At 69.2% G+C, this 22,687-nt stretch carries 16 protein-coding genes and 1 pseudogene; 11 read left to right on the top strand and 6 right to left on the bottom strand.

Going from position 1 to position 22,687, the window contains the following annotated elements; genetic code table 11:
• Nucleotides 1-23 precede the first annotated feature (23 nt).
• From QF027_RS13320 to QF027_RS13310, 3 genes are read left to right on the top strand one after another with little or no spacing between them, the layout of a single operon-like run.
• Nucleotides 24-665 (top strand): cell division protein SepF, encoded by a 642-nt coding sequence (locus QF027_RS13320; protein ID WP_306982794.1) that lies wholly within the window; start codon nt 24-26, stop codon nt 663-665.
• A gap of 50 nt (nt 666-715) precedes the next feature.
• Nucleotides 716-1,006 carry a YggT family protein gene (locus QF027_RS13315; protein ID WP_057618503.1) on the top strand — a complete coding sequence of 97 codons (291 nt, stop codon included), beginning with the start codon at nt 716-718 and terminating at the stop codon, nt 1,004-1,006.
• A 52-nt stretch (nt 1,007-1,058) separates the two neighbouring features.
• Nucleotides 1,059-2,300 carry a DivIVA domain-containing protein gene (locus QF027_RS13310; RefSeq protein ID WP_307074677.1) on the top strand — a complete coding sequence of 414 codons (1,242 nt, stop codon included), beginning with the start codon at nt 1,059-1,061 and terminating at the stop codon, nt 2,298-2,300.
• Nucleotides 2,301-2,452: 152 nt separating this feature from the next.
• Here the strand turns inward: QF027_RS13310 and ileS are convergent, their stop codons facing one another.
• Nucleotides 2,453-5,590 carry an isoleucine--tRNA ligase gene (gene ileS / locus QF027_RS13305; protein ID WP_307074675.1) on the bottom strand — a complete coding sequence of 1,046 codons (3,138 nt, stop codon included), beginning with the start codon at nt 5,588-5,590 and terminating at the stop codon, nt 2,453-2,455.
• 584 nt (nt 5,591-6,174) lie between these two features.
• On the opposite strand from ileS, the gene QF027_RS13300 reads away from it, so the two are divergent.
• From QF027_RS13300 to QF027_RS13275, 6 genes and pseudogenes are all read left to right on the top strand, one after another.
• The gene (locus QF027_RS13300; RefSeq protein ID WP_307074673.1) at nt 6,175-7,590 is read left to right on the top strand and encodes a TraR/DksA family transcriptional regulator; all 1,416 of its coding nucleotides are present in this window, start codon (nt 6,175-6,177) and stop codon (nt 7,588-7,590) included.
• Between the two features lie 61 nt (nt 7,591-7,651).
• A complete protein-coding gene (lspA, locus tag QF027_RS13295; protein WP_307074672.1) occupies nt 7,652-8,227 on the top strand; it encodes a signal peptidase II in 576 nt (191 codons plus the stop codon).
• Between the two features lie 49 nt (nt 8,228-8,276).
• Nucleotides 8,277-9,221 carry an RluA family pseudouridine synthase gene (locus QF027_RS13290; protein ID WP_059206042.1) on the top strand — a complete coding sequence of 315 codons (945 nt, stop codon included), beginning with the start codon at nt 8,277-8,279 and terminating at the stop codon, nt 9,219-9,221.
• Nucleotides 9,218-9,688, top strand: coding sequence for a GNAT family N-acetyltransferase (locus tag QF027_RS13285; RefSeq protein WP_306982808.1), 471 nt, complete (start codon nt 9,218-9,220; stop codon nt 9,686-9,688). The genes QF027_RS13290 and QF027_RS13285 overlap by 4 nt, the downstream gene beginning before the upstream one ends.
• A 125-nt stretch (nt 9,689-9,813) precedes the next feature.
• Entirely contained in the window at nt 9,814-11,388 is a 1,575-nt protein-coding gene (locus QF027_RS13280) for a Na+/H+ antiporter (protein ID WP_307074670.1), read from the top strand.
• Between the two features lie 52 nt (nt 11,389-11,440).
• Nucleotides 11,441-12,180: pseudogene (locus tag QF027_RS13275) on the top strand (SDR family NAD(P)-dependent oxidoreductase).
• 128 nt (nt 12,181-12,308) lie between these two features.
• Here QF027_RS13275 and QF027_RS13270 read toward each other — a convergent pair.
• Nucleotides 12,309-13,421, bottom strand: coding sequence for a mechanosensitive ion channel family protein (locus tag QF027_RS13270; RefSeq protein ID WP_307074668.1), 1,113 nt, complete (start codon nt 13,419-13,421; stop codon nt 12,309-12,311).
• Nucleotides 13,422-13,540: 119 nt separating this feature from the next.
• Here QF027_RS13270 and QF027_RS13265 point away from each other — a divergent pair, with 119 nt between their 5' ends.
• A complete protein-coding gene (locus QF027_RS13265; protein ID WP_306982816.1) occupies nt 13,541-14,110 on the top strand; it encodes a dienelactone hydrolase family protein in 570 nt (189 codons plus the stop codon).
• Here the strand turns inward: QF027_RS13265 and QF027_RS13260 are convergent.
• The 4 genes from QF027_RS13260 to QF027_RS13245 form a co-directional block, all read right to left on the bottom strand.
• Nucleotides 14,107-15,765, bottom strand: coding sequence for an alkaline phosphatase D family protein (locus tag QF027_RS13260; protein ID WP_307074666.1), 1,659 nt, complete (start codon nt 15,763-15,765; stop codon nt 14,107-14,109). The two genes, QF027_RS13265 and QF027_RS13260, sit on opposite strands and share 4 nt — an antisense overlap.
• A gap of 84 nt (nt 15,766-15,849) precedes the next feature.
• Nucleotides 15,850-16,665, bottom strand: a complete 816-nt coding sequence (locus QF027_RS13255; RefSeq protein WP_306982821.1) for a thioredoxin domain-containing protein — start codon at nt 16,663-16,665, stop codon at nt 15,850-15,852.
• 89 nt (nt 16,666-16,754) lie between these two features.
• On the bottom strand, nt 16,755-17,447 hold the full coding sequence (locus QF027_RS13250; RefSeq protein ID WP_307074664.1) for a hypothetical protein: 693 nt from the start codon (nt 17,445-17,447) through the stop codon (nt 16,755-16,757).
• A gap of 91 nt (nt 17,448-17,538) precedes the next feature.
• On the bottom strand, nt 17,539-18,879 hold the full coding sequence (locus QF027_RS13245) for a DUF2252 domain-containing protein (RefSeq protein WP_306982825.1): 1,341 nt from the start codon (nt 18,877-18,879) through the stop codon (nt 17,539-17,541).
• A gap of 203 nt (nt 18,880-19,082) precedes the next feature.
• On the opposite strand from QF027_RS13245, the gene dnaE reads away from it, so the two are divergent.
• On the top strand, nt 19,083-22,622 hold the full coding sequence (dnaE, locus tag QF027_RS13240; RefSeq protein ID WP_306982827.1) for a DNA polymerase III subunit alpha: 3,540 nt from the start codon (nt 19,083-19,085) through the stop codon (nt 22,620-22,622).
• Nucleotides 22,623-22,687: the final 65 nt, after the last annotated feature.

The following is a 22,687-nucleotide window of genomic DNA, read 5'->3' as shown; positions in this document are numbered from 1 at the left end:
CCACAGAGCGGAGGACTCAGAGAATGGCCGGCGCGATGCGCAAGATGGCGGTCTACCTCGGCCTCGTGGAGGACGATGGGTACGACGGCCGCGGTTTTGACCCCGACGACGACTTCGAACCGGAACTCGACCCGGAGCCCGAGCGGGACCGCCGACGGCATGAGCCGTCTCACCAGTCACATCAGGCGATTCAGCCCGAAAGGGATGAATCGGTCAGAGTCGTGCAGCCCTCGATGCCGCGCGACTCGGTGCCCCGATCCACTTCGCTGGCCGCGGAATCGGTGCGTCCCGCGCGCATCGCGCCCGTGGCATCCATCACACAAGAACGCGCAAGCCTGGAGAAGAACGCACCGGTGATCATGCCCAAGGTCGTGTCGGAACGAGAGCCTTACCGGATCACCACGCTTCACCCCCGGACCTACAACGAGGCCCGTACCATCGGGGAACACTTCCGTGAGGGCACCCCGGTGATCATGAATCTGACTGAGATGGATGACACAGACGCCAAGCGACTTGTCGACTTTGCGGCCGGTTTGGTGTTTGGTCTTCACGGCAGCATCGAGCGGGTGACGCAGAAGGTGTTCCTGTTGTCGCCTGCTAACGTCGATGTCACGGCGGAGGACAAGGCCCGCATCGCAGAGGGCGGGTTCTTCAACCAGAGCTGAGAAGCACAACCGGAACGAAGTACGGAACAGGGGAGAGGGAAAGACAGACCATGAGCGTGTTCGCGCAGGTGATCTACATCGCGCTGATGGTGTTCCTCATCGTGCTCATCTTCCGGTTGGTCATGGACTACGTCTTCCAGTTCGCCCGCTCGTGGCAACCCGGCAAGGCGATGGTGGTCGTTCTGGAGGCCACCTACACTGTCACCGATCCACCGTTGAAGCTTCTGCGGCGGTTCATCCCGCCGCTGCGTCTCGGGGGCGTGGCGCTCGACCTGTCCTTCTTCGTGCTGATGATCATCGTCTACATCCTCATCTCCATCACGGGAAACCTGGCGAGGTGACTGTGGACGATACGGTCTTGCCGACTGCCGATGACTACGTTGAGGTGAAGAGATGCCGTTGACCCCCGAGGACGTGCGGAACAAGCAGTTCACGACCGTCCGCCTCCGAGAAGGCTATGACGAGGACGAGGTCGATGCCTTCCTCGACGAGGTCGAAGCCGAACTGACGCGCCTGCTGCGCGAGAACGAGGACCTGCGCGCCAAGCTGGCCGCGGCGACGCGTGCTGCTGCCCAGAACCAGCAGAACATGCGCAAGCCCCCGGAGCAGCAGGACCAGCAGCAGGGTGGCATGCCCGGACAGGGAATGCCGCAGCAGGGCATGCGTGGGCCAGGTCCCGGCGCTCCCGTGCCGGCCGGCATATCCGGTCCGCCGCAGCAGCAGATGGGCGGCCCCATGGGCGGCCCGCCCCAGCTGCCGAGCGGTGCGCCGCAGCTGCCTGCCGGCCCCGGCGGTGGCCAGGGCGGCCCGCAGGGTCCCGGTCAGATGGGCCAGGGTCCCATGGGTCAGGGTCAGATGGGCCAGGGTCAGATGGGCCAGGGTCAGATGGGCCAGGGTCAGATGGGCCAGGGCCAGATGGGCCAGGGTCCGATGGGTCAGGGCCCCATGGGCGGTCAGTCGCCCATGCAGCAGCAGATGGGTGGCCCGATGGGCGGCCCCATGGGCGGTCCGATGGGCGGCCCCGGTCAGGGCCCCGGGGGCGACAGCGCCGCCCGTGTCCTCTCGCTGGCCCAGCAGACCGCCGACCAGGCGATCGCCGAGGCTCGTTCCGAGGCCAACAAGATCGTCGGCGAGGCCCGTTCGCGTGCCGAGGGTCTCGAGCGTGACGCCCGTGCCAAGGCGGACGCGCTGGAGCGGGACGCGCAGGAGAAGCACCGCGTCGCGATGGGCTCCCTCGAGTCCGCCCGCGCCACGCTGGAGCGCAAGGTCGAGGACCTGCGCGGCTTCGAGCGCGAGTACCGTACCCGTCTGAAGTCGTACCTCGAGTCGCAGCTGCGTCAGCTGGAGACCCAGGCCGACGACTCGCTGGCTCCGCCGCGTACCCCGGCGACCGCGTCGCTGCCGCCGTCCCCGGCGCCTTCCATGGCTCCGGCCGGTGCGAGCGCGCCGTCGTACGGTGGCAACCAGGGCATGGGCGGCGGTCCTTCGCCGGCCGGCCCGTCCTACGGCGGCCAGCAGCAGATGTCTCCCGCGATGACCCAGCCGATGGCGCCGGTACGGCCGCAGGGTCCTGGTCCGATGGGACAGGCTCCCTCGCCGATGCGAGGCTTCCTCATCGACGAGGACGACAACTGACGGCCTCTAGTACGCCTTAGGCGTCGGCAGCGTTCAGGGCGAGGCCCCGGATTTCGATCCGGGGCCTCGCCCTTTTACGCGGGTTGAGCACAGTGACGCGGAGACGCGGAAGGCCCGGACCCCTCTTGGGGACCGGGCCTTCGCTCTCGCGATTACGCCTTGCGCAGGCGGAACGTCAGGGACAGGCCCTCGTCGGTGAACGGGGTGCCGTAGGTGTCGTCCGCCTCACCCTGGGCGAAGTCCGTGGCAAGGACCTCGTCGGCGATCAGGGACGTGTGCTCGGACAGGGCCGCGATCACGGCCGGGTCCGTGGCCGTCCAGCGGAGCGCGATGCGGTCGGCCACGTCGAGACCGCTGTTCTTGCGGGCCTCCTGGATCAGGCGGATCGCGTCACGGGCCAGGCCCGCCTGGCGGAGTTCCTCCGTGATCTCCAGGTCCAGCGCCACCGTCGCACCGGAGTCGGACGCCACCGACCAGCCCTCGCGCGGGGTCTCCGTGATGATCACCTCATCTGGGGCGAGCGTGATCGTCTCGCCGTCGACCTCGACCGACGCCGTGCCCTCGCGCAGGGCGAGGGAGAGCGCGGCCGCGTCGGCGTTGGCAACGGCCTTGGCCACGTCCTGGACGCGCTTGCCGAAACGCTTGCCGAGGGCGCGGAAGTTGGCCTTGGCCGTGGTGTCGACCAGGCTGCCGCCGACCTCGCTGAGGGAGGCGAGCGCGCTCACGTTCAGTTCCTCCGTGATCTGCGCGTGCAGTTCACGGTCGAGGGAGCCGAAGCCGGTCGCGGCGATGAGCGCCCGGGACAGCGGCTGACGGGTCTTCACACCCGACTCCGCGCGCGTGGCACGGCCCAGCTCGACGAGCCGGCGCACCAGGACCATCTGCTTCGACAGCTCCGGGTCGATGGCGGAGAGGTCCGCCTCCGGCCAGGAGGCCAGGTGCACGGACTCCGGGACGCCGGGGGTGACCGGCACGACCAGGTCCTGCCAGACCCGCTCGGTGATGAACGGGGTCAGCGGGGCCATCAGCTTGGTGACCGTCTCGACGACCTCGTGCAGCGTGCGCAGCGCGGCCTTGTCGCCCTGCCAGAAGCGGCGCCGGGACCGGCGTACGTACCAGTTGGACAGGTCGTCGACGAACGCCGACAGGAGCTTGCCGGCGCGCTGGGTGTCGTACGACTCCAGGGACTGGGTCACCTGGTCGGTCAGCGCGTGCAGTTCGGACAGCAGCCAGCGGTCCAGGACCGGGCGGTCGGCCGGGGCCGGGTCCGCCTCGCTGGGCGCCCAGTTCGACGTACGGGCGTACAGGGCCTGGAAGGCGACTGTGTTCCAGTACGTCAGGAGCGTCTTGCGGACGACCTCCTGGATCGTGCCGTGGCCCACGCGACGGGCCGCCCACGGGGAGCCGCCGGCCGCCATGAACCAGCGCACCGCGTCCGCGCCGTGCCGGTCCATCAGGGGGATCGGCTCGAGGGTGTTGCCCAGGTGCTTGGACATCTTGCGGCCGTCCTCGGCGAGGATGTGACCGAGGCAGACGACGTTCTCGTACGACGACTGGTCGAAGACCAGGGTGCCGACGGCCATCAGCGTGTAGAACCAGCCTCGTGTCTGGTCGATGGCCTCGCTGATGAACTGCGCCGGGTAGCGGGACTCGAACAGCTCCTTGTTCTTGTACGGGTAGCCCCACTGCGCGAACGGCATCGAACCCGAGTCGTACCAGGCGTCGATGACCTCCGGCACGCGCGTGGCCGTCTTCTGGCACTGGGGGCACGCGAAGGTGACCTCGTCGATGAACGGGCGGTGCGGGTCGAGGCCGGAATGGTCCGTGCCGGTCAGCTGGGTGAGCTCCGCGCGGGAGCCCACGACGGTGAGGTGGTCGTCCTCGCAGCGCCAGATCGGCAGCGGGGTGCCCCAGTAGCGGTTGCGGGACAGCGCCCAGTCGATGTTGTTGTTCAGCCAGTCGCCGTACCGGCCGTGCTTGACCGTCTCGGGGAACCAGTTGGTGTTCTCGTTCTCCTGGAGGAGGCGGTCCTTGGCGGCGGTGGTGCGGATGTACCAGGACGGCTGCGCGTAGTAGAGGAGCGCGGTGTGGCAGCGCCAGCAGTGCGGGTAGCTGTGCTCGTACGGGACGTGCCGGAAGAGGAGGCCGCGCTGCTGGAGGTCCTCGGTGAGCTTTTCGTCCGCCTTCTTGAAGAAGACGCCGCCGACCAGGGGGACGTCCTCCTCGAACGTGCCGTCCCTGCGGACGGGGTTCACGACGGGCAGGCCGTAGGCGCGGCAGACCTTGAGGTCGTCCTCGCCGAAGGCGGGGGACTGGTGGACCAGGCCCGTACCGTCCTCGGTCGTGACGTACTCGGCGTTGACCACGTAGTGGGCCGGCTCCGGGAACTCCACGAGCTCGAACGGACGTTGATAGGTCCAGCGCTCCATTTCGGCGCCCGTGAAGGTCTGGCCGGTGGTCTCCCAGCCCTCTCCGAGCGCCTTGGCGACGAGCGGTTCGGCGACGACGAGCTTCTCCTCGCCGTTGGTCGCGACGACGTATGTGACCTCGGGGTGCGCGGCCACGGCCGTGTTGGAGACCAGGGTCCAGGGGGTCGTCGTCCAGACCAGGAGCGCGGCCTGGCCGGCGAGCGGACCGGAGGTGAGCGGGAAACGGACGTACACGGAAGGGTCGACGATCGTCTCGTAGCCCTGCGCCAGCTCGTGGTCCGACAGGCCCGTCTCGTCGCGGGGGCACCAGGGGGCCACGCGGTAGTCCTGGACCAGCAGGCCCTTGTTGAAGATCTCCTTCAGCGACCACCAGACGGACTCGATGTACTCCGGGTCCATGGTGCGGTAGGGGTCGTGGAGGTCGGTCCAGTAGCCCATGCGGGTCGTGAGCGCCTCGAAGGCGTCGGTGTGCCGGGTCACGGACTCGCGGCACTTGGCGTTGAACTCGGCGATGCCGTACGCCTCGATGTCCTTCTTGCCGGTGAAGCCGAGCTCCTTCTCGACCGCCAGCTCCACCGGCAGGCCGTGACAGTCCCAGCCGGCCTTGCGGGCCACGTGGTAGCCGCGCATGGTGCGGAAGCGGGGGAAGACGTCCTTGAAGACGCGCGCCTCGATGTGGTGGGCGCCGGGCATGCCGTTGGCGGTGGGTGGGCCCTCGTAGAACACCCACTCGGGGCGGCCCTCGGACTGCTCCAGGCTCTTGGCGAAGATCTTCTGCTCGTGCCAGAAGTCGAGCACCGCGTGCTCGAGCGCGGGCAGGTCGACCTGGGCGGGCACCTGGCGGTACGTCGGCGTTGTCATCAGCGAGCTTCCTCCGGCGGACTTGCTGCCTTCCGTCCGGAGGGACGAGAGTCCGTGCGCCGGTTTCGGCGCGCTCCCGCGGTACCACCCTCCTTGGCCCGCCGACGCCTGGTGTGCGTCGGTGAGCCCCCTCATTGGGGCCGCGATGCCGGGTCTACTGGCCCTGGTGGGCTTTCTTCCGGCGGCTCCGGGGTGATCTTCACGTCGCGCTCGCCCCCGGGCTTCCACCGTCCCCGGGTCGCTCTGGGCTGCGTACGCCGCTACTCGTCCCCATCCACGCTTTTCGCTGCGCCCAGTGTACGGCGCCCCGGGGACAGCGGCCGACCGGTTTTCCGGGTCCGGACGCGGAGGCCGCCGCAGGGCCCGGCGTGACCCGAACGGAGCGGCACGACTGTTCGGATTCCGGGACGGTCGATCCGGCGGATTACCTGGCGGGGAGCTGGGCACAACGCATGCATGCTTCGCGCCCCGCACGCGCGTGGCGGGCGAATCGAGCGGCGTGCCCGGTTGCCGCGGGACTCAAGTCGATTTATCGTCCCAGCACGATTCGCGAGCAAGATCACAATATGTGAAGGGGCCGCGGCATGGTGGCGAAGAAGACCGCCGTACAGCAGTCGGCGTCGGGCCGGTCCACACATGCCCGTGCCTCCGGCGGCGAGGCCAAGGGTGCGGCTGCCAAGGCCGTGAAGACGGTCGGAACGGCGGCGAAGAGCGTCGCGAAGAAGGCCGCCGTCAAGAGCACGCGCGCGGGTGGTGAGAAGGCAGTGGCGAAGAAGGCGGCGCCCCGGAAGGCGAGCGGCGCCAAGAAGGCCAGGGCGGCTCCCGGCGGGCGGGCAGCCGCGGAGGAGGTCTCGGCCAGGAGACCGCCGGCCGAGACGCCTGTCGGCGGGACGGCAGAGGCCACCAAGGGCGTCGGCAAGGCCTCGGTCACGAAGAAGGCCTCCGCCACGAAGAGGGCTTCGGCGCCGAAGAGGGCGACGGCCGTCCAGACGGCGGTCGCCAAGAAGGCTGGGGCCCACAAGAAGGCCTCCGCCACGAAGAAGGCGGTCACGAAGAAAGCGGTGACGAAGAAGGCAGCCACGAAGAAAGCGGTGACGAAGAAGGCAGCCACGAAGAAAGCGGTGACGAAGAAGGCGGTCGCGAAGAAGACCGCAGCGAAGGGCACGGCCGCGGCCAAGAGCGCGGCCATGGGTACGGCCGCGACGAAGGGCGCGGGGAGGGAGGCGGCCGCGAAGGACGTCGTGGTCGAGGAGACGGCCGCCAGGAAGAAATCCGTGGCGAAGGACACGGCCGCGAGCAAGAGCGCGGCCAAGGACACGGCCCCGACCAAGGGTGCGGGGAAGGAGACGGCCGCGAAGGACATCGCGGTCGAGGAGACGGCCGCCACGGAGGCCGGTGTCCCGCAGGGGGACTCCGGGCAGGGCACCTCCGGGAAGAACACCCTCACGAAGAGGGCGGCCAGGAAAAGCACGGCCAAGAAGGCGGGCGCGGCCGAGGCCGCGAAGCAGACGGGAGCCACGACAGTGGTTGCGAAGAAGACTCCTGGCACGGCCACGGCGGCGAAGACCGCCCTACCCAACGCGCGTGTCTCCGCGGTGGAGCCCGGCGAGCTCGCGGTGCGCCCGGGTGAGGACCCCTGGACGCCCGAAGAGGTCTCCGAGGCGCGCGCGGAGCTCACGGCCGAGGCCCTGCGGCTGCGTACCGAGATCACCACCTCGGAGGAGTCCCTGGTGGGTCTCATGCGGGACTCCGGGGACGGCGCCGGCGACGACCAGGCCGACACCGGGACCAAGAACATCACGCGCGAGAGCGAGATGGCCCTGGCGGCCAACGCGCGCGAGATGCTCCTCCAGACCGAACGCGCCCTGGGGCGGCTCGACGCCGGCACCTACGGCCTGTGCGAGAACTGCGGCAACCCCATCGGCAAGGCGCGCATGCAGGCCTTCCCGCGCGCGACCCTGTGCGTGGAGTGCAAGCAGAAGCAGGAACGCCGGTACTGAGGGTCCGTGGAGGCGTGTCGTACCCTCGTCCTCAGTCAGGTATCTAGGTCGAGGGACTCACGTGACAGAGGCGGAGCGCATCATCGGTACGCCGGATACCCCAGAGGCGGCGGGGGCGGAGCCGGAGCAGGACCAGACGGCGCGGCCCAGGGGCAGGCGCCGGATCGCCGTGCTGTTCACGGTGGCCCTGTTCGCGTACGCCCTCGACCTGGTCAGCAAGATGATCGTGGTCGCCAAGCTGGAGCACCACGAGCCGATCGAGATCGTCGGGGACTGGCTGAGGTTCGAGGCGATCCGCAACGCGGGTGCGGCCTTCGGCTTCGGTGAGGCCTTCACCGTGATCTTCACGGTGATCGCGGCGGCCGTGATCGTGGTCATCGCCCGGCTCGCCCGCAAGCTCTACAGCCTGCCGTGGGCGATCGCGCTCGGTCTGCTGCTCGGCGGCGCGTTCGGCAACCTCACCGACCGGATCTTCCGCTCCCCGGGCGTGTTCGAGGGCGCGGTCGTCGACTTCATCGCGCCCAAGCACTTCGCCGTCTTCAACCTCGCCGACTCGGCGATCGTGTGCGGCGGCATCCTGATCGTGCTGCTGTCGTTCAAGGGACTCGACCCCGACGGCACGGTCCACAAGGACTGATCCACAGGCGCCGGTCGGGGCTGTCGGTGGTGTCCGGCATACTCGACGGGTGAGCACCGTTCCCGAGATCCGTACCCTGCCCGTGCCCGACGGCCTGGAGGGCGAGCGCGTCGACGCCGCCATCTCCCGCATGTTCGGCTTCTCCCGGACCAAGGCGGCCGAGATCGCCGCCGCGGGGAAGGTCACGGTCGACGGGTCGGTGGTCGGGAAGTCCGAGCGGGTGCACGGCGGGGCCTGGCTGGAGGTCGAGATGCCACAGGCCGCCGCGCCGGTGCAGATCGTCGCCGAGCCGGTCGAGGGCATGGAGATCGTCCATGACGACGACGACGTGGTCGTGATCGTCAAGCCGGTGGGTGTCGCCGCGCATCCCAGCCCCGGCTGGACCGGGACGACCGTGATCGGCGGGCTCGCAGCCGCCGGGTACCGCATCTCGACCTCCGGTGCCGCCGAGCGCCAGGGCATCGTGCACCGGCTCGACGTGGGTACCTCGGGGCTGATGGTCGTGGCCAAGTCGGAGCGGGCGTACACCTCGCTCAAGCGGCAGTTCAAGGAGCGCACGGTCGACAAGCGGTACCACACGCTCGTCCAGGGCCACCCGGACCCGACCAGCGGCACCATCGACGCACCCATCGGCCGCCACCCCCAGCACGACTACAAGTGGGCGGTCACGGCCGAGGGCAAGCCGTCCGTGACGCACTACGACCTCATCGAGGCGTTCCGCGCGGCCTCCCTGCTCGACGTGAAGCTGGAGACCGGACGAACCCACCAGATCCGCGTCCACATGGCGGCCCACCGTCACCCCTGCGTCGGCGACCTGACGTACGGCGCCGACCCGACGCTCGCCAAGCGGCTCCGGCTGACCCGGCAGTGGCTGCACGCCGTGCGGCTCGGCTTCGAGCACCCCGGGGACGGGGAGTGGGTGGAGTTCGCGAGCGACTATCCGGAGGATCTGCAGCAGGCCCTGGATCTGGTGCGCGAGGAGACCTACGGGTGAGCACGCACGCGTACGTGGTGCGGGTCGCCGAGGACCCCGCCGACCGTGAGGCCTGCTTCACGGTGCGCAAGGAGGTCTTCGTCGGCGAGCAGGGCGTGCCGGAGGACATCGAGTACGACGCCTACGACGCCGTAGCGGTGCATGTGCTGGCCGTGCGGGAGGACGGGGTGCCGCTCGGGACCGGGCGGCTGCTGTACGGCGCGGCGGCAGCCGGGAAGACCGGCGGTGACATGACGGTGGGGTCGCTTGGGCGGCTCGCCGTGACACAGGCGTCGCGCGGACTCGGCGTGGGGGCGGCTCTTGTGCGGGCCGTCGAGGACGCGGCACGCGCGCGTGGGCTCGTGGCCGTGGATCTGCATGCGCAGACGCATGCGCTGGGGTTTTACGAGCGGCTCGGGTACGTGGCGTACGGGCCGGAATTTCCGGACGCGGGGATACCGCATCGGGCCATGCGGCGAGTTCTCTGACGGTCGGATTTCGGATTTCGGATTCGCGTCGACGGGAGAGGGAGAGCGGCGGTCGGGAAGGTCTGGGCGTGGAGCGGGCAGACTGAAGTGACCGTTGATTTGTCGATCTGCCCGGAGCTCTGACCGTGGATCAGTTGGCCCTGTTGTTCGCGTTGCTGCTGGGGGCTCTGATCAGCGTCCCGGTGGGAGACCGGTTCGGGTTGCCGGCGCCGGTGCTGATGACGCTGCTCGGGATCGTGCTCGCGGTACTGGACTTCGTACCGAATGTCGATATTCCACCCGAGCTGATCCTGCCCATTCTGTTGCCGCCCTTGCTCTATGCGGCGGTGCGTCGGACGTCGTGGCGGCAGTTCGCGGCCAACAAGCGGCCGATCTTCCTGCTCGCCGTCGCGCTCGTGTTCGTCACCACCCTGTGCGTCGCCGTCGTCGCGCAGGCGATCGTGCCGGGGCTGCCGGTCGCCGCCGCCGTCGCGCTCGGGGCGCTGGTCGCGCCGCCCGACCCGGTCGCCGCCACCGCCGTGGCCGGCCAACTCGGGCTGCCCCGGAGGCTGGTGTCCATCCTGGAGGGCGAGGGGCTCTTCAACGACGTGACGGCGATCGTGCTCTACCACGTGGCCGTCGCCGCAGCCGTCAGCGGCTCGTTCACGGCCGGGAAGGCCGTCTTCGAGCTGGTGCTCTCCGCCGTGGTCGCCGTCGCCGTGGGGCTCGCGCTGGGCTGGGGGGCCAACAAGCTGATGGATCTGCTGGGGGACGCCACGCTCCAGATCGGGCTGACGGTACTCGTGCCGTACGCCTCCTACGTGCTCGCCGAGGAGCTCCACGGCTCCGGGGTGCTCGCGGTGCTGACCACCGCCCTGTTCATCGCCGAGTACGCCACCGACGCCGACGACGTGATGACCCGGCTCGCCGGGCACACCTTCTGGGACATCGTCGACACGCTCGTGACCGGGGTGGCCTTCGGGCTCATCGGACTCGAACTGCACAACGCCATCCGGACCGCGTCCGGACGCTGGGGCGAGATGCTCGGCTGGGCCGCCGCGATCGTGGCCGTGGTCGTGCTCGTACGGCTGCTGTGGCTGTTGCCGGCGACCTGGCTCACCAAACGCATGCACGCCAAGCGGGACATCGACGAGGAGATCCCGATGGGATGGCGGGAGACCGTCGTCATGTGGTGGTCCGGGATGCGAGGCGTGGCGTCCGTGGCGCTGGCGCTGGCCATCCCGCTGGAGACCGACTCGGGGGCGGGCTTCCCCGACCGGGACGAGATCGTGTTCATCGCGTTCGGGGTGATCATGGCGACCCTCGTGTTGCAGGGGCTGACTCTGCCGTGGCTGGTGAAGCGGCTGGGGGTGCGGGCGGACAGCGAGGGGGAGATGGAGTTCGAGAAGACCCTCGCGGTCCGGGCGGCGAAGGCGGCCAAGAAGCGGCTGCGGGAGATCGAGAACGTGGAGGACCTGCCCGAGGAACTGTCGGAGCAGATGCTGCGGCGGGCGTTCGAGATCGGTGTGCGAATCTCTCCCGAGATGGGGGACGAGGAGCGGCGCGAGACCCGGCGGCGGCTCAAGCGGGTGCGGCGCATCCACGGCGAGATGCTGAGCGCGGCTCGGCACGAGGTGCTGGCGGCGCGGAGCGAGCCGGGGGCCGATCCCGAGATCGTGGACCGGGTGTTGCGGCATCTTGACGTTCGCAGTCTGCGGTGAAGGTTCGGAAACCGGGGTGAGCTCGCCGACCGGGCGTTTGTAGGCTGCAGTTATGGCTCGCAACGTGATAATCAGCGGTGGCGGTACGGGAATCGGACTCGCGGCGGCGCAGGTGTTCGCCGCGGAAGGGGACAGGGTGCTGCTGCTCGGCCGGCGTGCCGAGGTGCTCGAGAAGGCCGGGGTACCCGGAGCCCTGACGTACGCCGCCGATCTCGGTGACGTCGACGAGGTGCGCGGGGTCGTCGGGTTCGTGGAGCGTGAACTCGGGACCGTGGACGTGCTGATCCACGGCGCCGGGGCACCGGGCAGCTCGAGCCGCCCGTCGACAGCTCCGATCCGCTCGACGCCGTCGTACACAACTGGACCGTGAACTTCCGGCTCAATCTGCTGACCGCGGCACTGCTCACCGAGGGGTTGAAGGAGCGGCTCGCCTCGCCGGGCGGGCGGGTGCTGTTCGTGAGTTCCATCGCCGCGTACCGGGGGTCCGGGAGCGGGGCGTACGGGGCGGCGAAGGCCGGGCTGCATCCGTACGCCCATGATCTCGCGCGGGAGTTGGGGCCGCGGGGGATCACCGCGAACGTGGTCGCACCGGGGTACATCGAGGACACGGAGTTCTTCGGCGGGGCCATCGACCCCGCTCGGCGGGAACGGCTCATCGGTGACACCTCGACGGGGCGGGCGGGGACGCCCGGGGATGTCGCCGCCACGCTGCACTGGCTGGCATCGGCGGGGGCGGGGCATGTGACTTCGCAGGTCGTGCAGGTCAACGGTGGGGCCGAGCGGGGGCATTGACGGGGACGGGTGCGGGTCCGTCGTGGCTGGTCGCGCCCACGCGGCGGTAGCCGCACACAGACACAGCCCCGCACCCCCGGGCGGGTGCGGGCACCGGTGCCACGACGGACCGCCGGCTCTCCGGGCCGTCAGCCGCGGCCCGCTGGTGGGGACTCGTGGGCTCGGCGGGGGGCCGTGCCGTTGCCGTTGGAGGAGGAGCCGCTGCGTGGCAGTACGACCGCGTCCGCGGTATTGACGCGGGGGAGCGCGTACGGATGGTGTTCGGTCAGCCAGCGGAGCATCTGCTCGCGGACCGTGACCCGTACCGTCCAGATGTCGTCGGCGTCCTTGGCGGTCACCAGGGCCCGTACCTGCATGGTGTTCGGGGTGGTGTCGGTGACGTCGAGGCCGTAGGCGCGGCCGTCCCAGGCCGGACACTCGCGCAGGATGTCCCGCAGCCGCTCGCGCATCAGCTCCACCGGAGCCGTGTGATCGACGTGCCAGAAGACGATGCCGGTCATCTGCGGGGTGCCTCGGGACCAGTTCTCGAACGGCTTCGAGGTGAAGTACGACACCGGCATGGTGATCCGGCGCTCGTCCCAGGTCCGTACGGTCAGGAAGGTCAGGGTGATCTCCTCGACCGTGCCCCACTCGCCGTCCACCACCACGGTGTCGCCGATGCGCACCATGTCACCGAAGGCGATCTGCAGCCCGGCGAACATGTTGCTGAGCGTCGACTGGGCGGCGACACCGGCGACGATGCCGAGGATTCCGGCCGAGGCCAGCAGCGAGGCACCGGCCGCGCGCATCGCGGGGAAGGTCAGCAGCATCGCTGCCACGGCCACCACCCCGACGGTCGCGGCGACCACCCGCATGATCAGCGTGACCTGGGTGCGCACCCGGCGGACGCGGGCGGCGTCGTGGTGGGCGCGCGCGTAACGGGTGTACGTCGTCTCCACTATGGCCGCGGCGATCCGGATCACCAGCCAGGCGGTCGCCCCGATCAGGACCAGCGTCAGTGTCTGCCCGATGCCTGCGCTGTGCCGCTGCAGCACCCTCGCCTCGTCGTACGCCCCTCTCAGCATCGCCGCGCACAGCACGAGCATGTAGGGGATGCGACCACGGCGCAGCAGACCCCACATCGGGGTCTCGCTGTGTCGTGCGTCGGCCTTGCGCAGCAGAAGGTCGGTGGCCCAGCCGATCACCAGTGTGAGCAGCACCGAGCCGCCGACCACGATCAGTGGGCGGAGTACGTTCTCCATGACCCCGAACCTAACCGGCCCGGGGCGGGCATGAACATGTGACTTCGGCCGCGAAGTGGGTAGGGCCGCCCGTACGCCCGCGAAACGGCACTGTCGGTGCAGGCTGGCACCATGGCCTCATGAACATCATGCTCTTTCACTCGACCTACGGCCTCAGGCCCGCCGTCCGTCAGGCCGCCGACCGGCTGCGGGAGGCCGGCCACGAGGTGTGGACGCCGGACCTCTTCGAGGGGCGCACGTTCGAGACGGTCGAGGAGGGCATGGCCTTCAACGCGGAGATCGGCAAGGACGAGTTGCTCAAGCGGGCCGTCCTGGCCGCCGCGCCCTACTCAGACCGCGGTCTCGTCTACTCCGGCTTCTCGCTCGGCGCCTCGATCGCGCAGACCCTCGCCCTCGGTGACGAGAAGGCCCGCGGTCTGCTCCTCCTGCACGGCACGTCGGACATCGCGCCGAACGCGACCGCGGACGAGCTGCCGGTCCAACTGCACGTGGCCGAGCCGGACCCCTTCGAGACCGACGACTGGCTGAGCGCCTGGTATCTGCAGATGGGCCGCACCGGCGCCGATGTCGAGATCTACCGATACGCCGGGGCCGGTCATCTCTACACCGACCCGGGCCTCCCGGACTACGACGAGGAGGCCGCCGAGGCCACCTGGCGGGTGGCCCTCGGCTTCCTCGAGACGCTCTAGACGGGGGTGTACGTCCGCTCGACCTTCTGTGTGCCGGTCCGCGTGCGGTACGAACGCGCCCAGGACGAGGACGCGTTCGCCTTGGTCTTGTCGGACAGCACGTAGTAGTCCATCTGCGCCCGGTCGGCGGTGATGTCCAGGACGCCGTAGCCATGGCGGTCGGTGTCGACCCAGTGGACGTGCCGGTTGGCGACCTGGATGACCGGCGCGGCGAGCGCGGTGACCGTGCCCTCGGGGACCTTCAGGAGGTCGTCGAGGTTGTCGGAGGTCACCGAGGTGACGACGAACTCCGTGGCGGCCGAGGCCGACAGCGGATAGGTGCCGGCGTCGACCGGCACGTCATTGGCCCACGCCATGTGGATGTCGCCGGTCAGGAAGACGGTGTTGCGGATGGCGTTGGAGCGCAGGTGGGCCAGCAGCTCGCGGCGGTCGTCCGTGTAGCCGTCCCACTGGTCGGTGTTGAGGGCGAGGCCCTCCTTGGGCAGGCCCAGCAGCTCGGCGAGCGGCTTCAGCAGGTCGGCGGAGAGCGAGCCGATCGCGAACGGCGAGATCATCACGGAGTTGCCGACCAGCCGCCAGGTCGTGTCGGAGGCCTTCAACCCCGACTTGAGCCAGTCCAGCTGCGCGCGACCGGTGATCGTGCGGTCCGGGTCGTCCACCGAGCCGTTGCCCACGGCGACCTGCTGTGAGCGGAAGGACCGCAGGTCGAGCAGTGAGAGGTCGGCGAGCTTGCCGAACCGCAGCCACCGGTAGGTGGTGCCCGCGAGCGCCGGGCGCACCGGCATCCACTCGAAGTAGGCCTGCTTGGCGGCTGCCTGACGGGCCGACCAGGCGCCCTCCGCACCCTCGGTGTGGTTCTCGGCACCGCCCGACCAGGCGTCGTTGGCGAACTCGTGGTCGTCCCAGATCGCGACGACCGGGGCGACCGCGTGCAGCGCCTGGAGGTCCGGGTCCGTCTTGTACTTGCCGTGCCGGATCCGGTAGTCGGCGAGGCTGAGGATCTCGTGGGCCGGCGCGTGCTGTCGTACGACGGTGTCGCGCGTGCCGTACTCGCCGGTGCCGTACTCGTAGATGTAGTCGCCCAGGTGCAGCCAGGCGTCCAGGTCGCCGCGGGCCGCGAGGTGGCGGTACGAGGAGAAGTAGCCCGCCTCCCAGTTGGCGCAGGAGACCACGCCGAAGCGGAGGTTCGCGACGGCCGCGTCCGGTGCCGGCGCGGTGCGGGTGCGCGCCGCCGGGGACTCGGTGCCGCCCGCCGAGAAGCGGAACCAGTAGTCGGTCGCGGGGGCGAGGCCGCGGACGTCCGCCTTGACGGTGTGGTCGGAGGCGGCCGTCGCGGTGACGGACCCCTTGGCGACGACGGTCGTGAAGGCCTTGTCCCTGGCGACGACCCAGCCGACCTCGGTGTCCGGACCGAGCCCGGAGCCGGGCACGGCCTCGGTGGTCGGGGTCACCCGGGTCCACAGCAGGATGCCGTCCGGGAGCGGGTCGCCGGAGGCGACGCCGTGCAGGAAGGCGGGGGTCTCGTCGGCGGCTCGAGCCGGCAGGGCGGCGGCGAGCGGGGCGGCGAGGACAGCGGTGGCCGCCGCGGCCTTGACGACCGTACGGCGGCGCGGGGACAGGGAGTTGCTCTCGGCTGATCTCTGTCTACTGGTCACGGCCGATCAGGTTACTGACCGGTATGAACGAGAGCGGGCGAACTCGTGAAAGTTCGCCCGCTCTTTGCCTGAAGAGTGCGGGGATCAGGCCTTCAGGGCCGCCTCGAGCGCCGTGTTGAAGTCGGCGACCGTCATCGGCGCGCTCTTGCCGTCGGAACCGGTCAGCGTCTTGCCGTCCATCTTCAGGGTCGGTGTGCCGGTCACGCCGTCCTTGTTGAACTTCTCGGACATGTCCAGGGCCCACTTGTCGTAGGTGCCGCTCTTCACGGCGTTCTGGAAGGTCTTGTTGTCCTTCAGCTCCGGGACGGTCTGCGCGATCTTGATGAGGTAGGCGTCATCTTTGAATTTGTCGGGGCCGTCCTCGGCGGGGTGCCACTTCGTGGAGTACATCGCGGTCTTGTACTTCAGGAACGCCTCGGGGCTGACGTTCAGCGCCGCGCCGAGGGCGCTGAGACCGTTCTTGGAGCCCTCGCCACCGAGGTTGCCGTCGAGGAAGCTGGCGCCGATGTACTGGATCTTGAACTTGCCGTCCTCGACGTCCTTGTCGACGGTCGAGCCGACGGTCTGCTCGAACTGGGCGCAGACGGGGCAGCGCGGGTCCTCGTACATGACCAGGGTCTTCTTGGCGGTGCTCTTGCCGATGACGACCGTCGTGCCGTTGGTGCCCGTGCTGTTGGCCGGCTTGACGAGCTTGTCGTTCTTGGCCTCTTCCCAGTAGCTGGGCTTGTTGTTCTGGACGACCGCGTAGCCGATGCCGCCGGCTATCGCCAGGACGCCGACGACGGAACAGGCGACGATGACCTGCCGCTTGACCTTGTCGCGCTTGGCCTGGCGCTCGCGCTCCTGCCGCAGCCGCTCACGGGCGGCGGTCTTCGAGGCCTGGCTGTTCCGCTTGCTCATGGTGGTGTTCTCCATCAAGGGGACGCGCACACGTCGTGTGCGGGGGGATACGTGGATCGGGACTCGTGGTGCTCAGGTGCTGTTCCGGTTCAGGCGACAGCGGCCGAGCACGGCGGTCCACGCCGTCCCAGGGAGTACACGAGGATCTTGTCGAGAACGACGGCCGTACGGCGGCCGGGGCGTACCGGGCGGGCCGGCTCCGGCTCCGGCCGCGCGGTCAGCGCGGCGGCCACGAGGTGGAGCGGCCGGAAGGTCGTGGCGGCCACGGCCCGCAGCAGCTGGGCCAGGGCCCGCTCGCCGCGGCGCAGCCAGGCGGCCGCGAGAAGGCCGACACAGAGGTGCGCGCCCAGCAGCAGCCAGGCGGTCTGCGGGTCGGCGTGCGCGAGCAGGCCGCCGAGGCGGTCCGGATCGGTGCCGGTCATACGGGCCAGTGGCGAGCCCACGCTGGTGCCGTCGCCGCAGAACACGTCCCAGCCGACCGAGCGCAGCGGGCCCGCCACCGGGCCGCCCGCGGCGCCGTAGCAGACGTGCTGGCCGGTGGTGAAGACGGTGTCGGCGGCCAGCTCCAGCGGGATCAGCATGGCGGCGATCCGCCCGAAGCCGCGCTCCCGGCCGGCCAGCGCGTAGGCGAGCGCGAACACGGCGACGGCGACCGCCGCCACCGTGTTGAGCGGCAGGGGAGCCCGGGACAGCAGCACGTGCGACGCGGTGCTGAGCGTCACGACGAGTGCCGTGAACAGCGCCGCGCGGAGCGCTCGTGGCTGGGTCCCGGATATGTCCATAGCGTGGAGAGTGTGTCACGCGGGCCTGTAAGGGACCCCTAAAGGATTCCTGTGAGCGGCCCTATCGTTATGGGCAGCGTCATGAGCCCTGTCACAGACCCGGAATCCGGCCGTTGCGGAAGAGGTCGACGAAGGTCTGGTGGTCGGCACGCGCGCGTGCGCCGTAGCTGTGCGCGAAGTCGACCAGGAGGCCCGCGAAGCCATCCTCGTCCGCCGCGATCGCCGCGTCGATGGCCCGCTCGGTGGAGAAGGGCACCAGGGACTCGCCGGAGGTGTCGTCCGCCGCCGCGTGCATGGTGGCCGTGGCCCGGCCGAGGTCGGCGACGACCGCCGCGATCTCCTCCGGGTCGTCGATGTCGCCCCAGTCCAGGTCCACGGCGTACGGCGAGATCTCGGCGACCAGCTGGCCCGCACCGCCCAGCTCGGTCCAGCCGAGCCACGGGTCGGCGTGCTGCTGGAGGGCGCGCTGGGAGATCACCGTGCGGTGGCCCTCGTGCTGGAAGTAGTCGCGGATCGCCGGGTCGGTGACGTGGCGCGAGACGGCCGGGGTCTGGGCCTGCTTGATGTAGATCACGACGTCGTTCTCCAGGGCGTCGGTGTGCCCCTCGAGCAGGATGTTGTACGACGGCAGACCGGCCGATCCGATGCCGATGCCGCGGCGGCCGACGACGTCCTTGACGCGGTAGGAGTCCGGGCGGGACAGGGAGGCCTCCGGGAGAGTCTCCAGATAGCCGTCGAAAGCAGCGAGCACCTTGTAGCGGGTGGCCGCGTCCAGCTCGATGGAGCCACCGCCCGGCGCGAAGCGGCGCTCGAAGTCGCGGATCTCCGTCATCGACTCCAGGAGGCCGAAGCGGGTCAGGGAGCGGGCGTCGCGCAGCGCGTCCAGAAGGGGGCCCTGGGCGGTGTCCAGGGTGAAGGGCGGCACCTCGTCGCTCTTGGCGCCGGTGGCCAGGGCGTGGATCCGCTCGCGGTACGCGCCCGCGTACACCTCCACCAGCTCGGTGATCTGCTCGTCGCCGAGGGCCTTGGCGTACCCGATCAGCGCGACCGAGGCGGCGAAGCGCTTGAGGTCCCAGGTGAAGGGGCCGACGTACGCCTCGTCGAAGTCGTTGACGTTGAAGATCAGCCTGCCGTTGGCGTCCAGGTAGGTGCCGAAGTTCTCCGCGTGCAGGTCGCCGTGGATCCACACGCGCGAGGTGCGCTCGTCGAGGTACGGGCCGCCCCTCTTCGAGCCGAACTGATTATTTGCCGTCAGGTCGTGGTAAAAGAGGCACGCCGTGCCCCGGTAGAACGCGAACGCGGAGGCCGCCATCTTCCGGAACTTCACGCGGAACGCTGCCGGGTCGGCGGCCAGGAGCTCGCCGAAGGCGGTGTCGAAGACAGCGAGGATCTCCTCGCCGCGGTGCTCGTCGTTGAGCTGCGGAACCGACATCGCGGGGTGCCTCCTGGTGCATGTGTACGACAGCGTTTCTGTCGTCAGTCCAACGGGCGGGCCCGGGTGAAAGTGCCCGCGGCCCTCGTTGTGAAGGTACGCGGGGCGACCCCCGGAGTGTCAGTGCCGAGGCATAGACTTCGACGCTGTCCCCCGAACTGTCCGTCCGCCTGTCGTCGAGTGTTTTCCATGGAGGCCACGCCGTGTCAAAGCCGCCGTTCACGCACCTGCACGTCCACACCCAGTACTCCCTGCTGGACGGTGCCGCGCGGCTGAAGGACATGTTCAACGCGTGCAACGAGATGGGCATGACCCATATCGCCATGTCCGACCACGGCAACCTGCACGGGGCGTACGACTTCTTCCACTCCGCGAAGAAGGCCGGAGTCACTCCGATCATCGGGATCGAGGCATATGTCGCCCCCGAGTCCCGGCGCAACAAGCGGAAGATCCAGTGGGGCCAGCCCCACCAGAAGCGTGACGACGTCTCGGGTTCGGGTGGTTACACCCACAAGACGATCTGGGCGGCGAACAAGACCGGCCTGCACAACCTCTTCAAGCTCTCCTCGGACGCGTACGCCGAGGGCTGGCTGCAGAAGTGGCCCCGCATGGACAAGGAGACCATCTCCCAGTGGTCCGAGGGGCTCATCGCCTCCACCGGCTGCCCCTCAGGCGAGCTCCAGACCCGGCTGCGACTCGGTCAGTTCGACGAGGCGCTGAAGTCCGCGGCCGAGTACCAGGACATCTTCGGCAAGGACCGCTACTTCCTGGAGCTGATGGACCACGGCATCGAGATCGAGCACCGGGTCCGCGACGGCCTTCTGGAGATCGGCAAGAAGCTCGGCATCCCCCCGCTGGTCACCAACGACTCGCACTACACGTACGCGCACGAGGCGACCGCTCACGACGCGCTGCTGTGCATCCAGACCGGCAAGAACCTCTCCGACCCGGACCGCTTCAAGTTCGACGGCACCGGCTACTACCTGAAGTCCACGGACGAGATGTACGCCATCGACTCCTCGGACGCCTGGCAGGAAGGCTGCCGCAACACCCTCCTGGTGGCCGAACAGGTCGACACCGAGGGCATGTTCGAGGCCAAGAACCTGATGCCGAAGTTCGACATCCCCGACGGCTACACCGAGGTCACCTGGTTCAAGGAGGAGGTCCGCCGCGGCATGGAGCGCCGCTTCCCGGGCGGCATCCCCGAGGACCGCCAGCGGCAGGCCGAGTACGAGATGGACGTCATCATCCAGATGGGGTTCCCGGGCTACTTCCTGGTGGTCGCCGACTTCATCATGTGGGCCAAGAACAACGGCATCGCGGTCGGTCCCGGCCGAGGTTCCGCGGCCGGCTCGATCGTCGCCTACGCCATGGGCATCACCGACCTCGACCCGATCCCGCACGGTCTGATCTTCGAGCGGTTCCTCAACCCCGAGCGCGTCTCCATGCCCGATGTCGACATCGACTTCGACGAGCGCAGGCGCGTCGAGGTGATCCGGTACGTGACCGAGAAGTACGGCGCCGACAAGGTCGCCATGATCGGCACGTACGGCAAGATCAAGGCGAAGAACGCCATCAAGGACTCCGCGCGCGTGCTGGGCTACCCGTACGCGATGGGCGACCGGCTCACCAAGGCGATGCCCGCCGACGTCCTCGGCAAGGGCATCGACCTGAACGGCATCACCGACCCCTCCCACCCGCGCTACAGCGAGGCCGGCGAGATCAGGTCGATGTACGAGAACGAACCGGACGTGAAGAAGGTCATCGACACCGCCAAGGGCGTCGAGGGCCTGGTCCGGCAGATGGGTGTGCACGCGGCCGGCGTGATCATGTCGAGCGAGCCCATCGTGGACCACGCCCCGATCTGGGTGCGCCACACCGACGGCGTGACCATCACGCAGTGGGACTACCCGCAGTGCGAGTCGCTCGGCCTGCTGAAGATGGACTTCCTGGGCCTGCGCAACCTCACGATCATGGACGACGCCATCAAGATGGTGAAGGCCAACAAGGGCATCGACCTGGAGATGCTCGCCCTGCCGCTGGACGACCCCAAGACCTTCGAACTGCTCTGCCGCGGTGACACCCTCGGTGTCTTCCAGTTCGACGGCGGCCCGATGCGCTCGCTGCTCCGCCAGATGCAGCCCGACAACTTCGAGGACATCTCCGCCGTCTCGGCCCTCTACCGGCCGGGTCCGATGGGTATGAACTCGCACATCAACTACGCCGAGCGCAAGAACGGCCGCCAGGAGATCACGCCGATCCACAAGGAGCTGGAGGAGCCGCTCGAAGAGGTCCTCGCGGTCACCTACGGCCTGATCGTCTACCAGGAGCAGGTGCAGAAGGCCGCCCAGATCATCGCCGGCTACTCGCTCGGCGAGGCCGACATCCTGCGCCGCGTCATGGGCAAGAAGAAGCCCGACGAACTGGCGAAGAACTTCACCATCTTCCAGGCCGGCGCCAAGAAGAACGGCTACAGCGACGAGGCGATCCAGGCCCTGTGGGACGTCCTGGTCCCCTTCGCCGGCTACGCGTTCAACAAGGCGCACTCCGCCGCGTACGGACTGGTCTCCTACTGGACCGCGTACCTCAAGGCCAACTACCCGGCCGAGTACATGGCCGCGCTGCTCACCTCGGTGAAGGACGACAAGGACAAGTCGGCGGTCTACCTCAACGAGTGCCGCCGCATGCGCATCAAGGTGCTCCCGCCGAACGTCAACGAGTCGGAGCACAACTTCGCCGCCCAGGGCGACGACGTCATCCTCTTCGGGCTCGAAGCCGTGCGCAACGTCGGTACCAACGTGGTCGAGTCGATCATCCGCAGCCGCAAGGCCAAGGGGAAGTACGCCTCCTTCCCCGACTACCTCGACAAGGTCGAGGCCGTCGCCTGCAACAAGCGCACCACGGAGTCGCTGATCAAGGCGGGCGCGTTCGACACGATGGGGCACACCCGCAAGGGCCTCACCGCGCACTTCGACTCGATGATCGACAACGTGGTCGCGGTCAAGCGCAAGGAGGCGGAGGGCCAGTTCGACCTCTTCGGCGGGATGGGGGAGGAGGACACCAGCGAGCCCGGCTTCGGCCTGGACGTGGAGTTCACCACCGAGGAGTGGGACAAGACCTATCTGCTCGCCCAGGAGCGGGAGATGCTCGGTCTGTACGTCTCCGACCACCCGCTCTTCGGGCTGGAGCACGTGCTGTCCGACAAGGCCGACGCGGGCATCGCCCAGCTCACCGGCGGTGAGCACGCCGACGGCGCGGTCGTCACCATCGGCGGCATCATCTCGGGCCTCCAGCGCAAGATGACCAAGCAGGGCAACGCCTGGGCGATCGCCACCGTCGAGGACCTCGCCGGTTCCATCGAGTGCATGTTCTTCCCGGCGACCTACCAACTGGTGTCGACGCAACTCGTCGAGGACGCCGTGGTGTTCGTCAAGGGCCGCCTCGACAAGCGTGAGGACGTGCCCCGGCTGGTCGCGATGGAGCTCCAGGTCCCCGACCTGTCCAACGCCGGCACCAACGCACCCGTGATCCTCACCATCCCGGCGCTGAAGGTGACCCCGCCGATGGTCAGCAGGCTCGGCGAGATCCTCAGTCACCACAAGGGGGAGAGCGAGGTCCGCATCCGGCTCCAGGGCCCCAGCAAGACCACGGTCCTGAGGCTGGACCGGCACCGCGTGAAGCCGGACCCGGCGCTCTTCGGGGACCTGAAGGTGCTGCTCGGACCGTCCTGCCTGGCGGGCTGACCCACCGGGGCTCGGACCATGCAGAGGGGCGCACTCCTGACGGGGTGCGCCCCTCTGTGTACCCG

Source organism: Streptomyces canus, assembly GCF_030816965.1.
GTDB classification, from domain to species: domain Bacteria; phylum Actinomycetota; class Actinomycetes; order Streptomycetales; family Streptomycetaceae; genus Streptomyces; species Streptomyces canus_E.
This window is presented reverse-complemented; position numbering and strand designations above follow the sequence as displayed.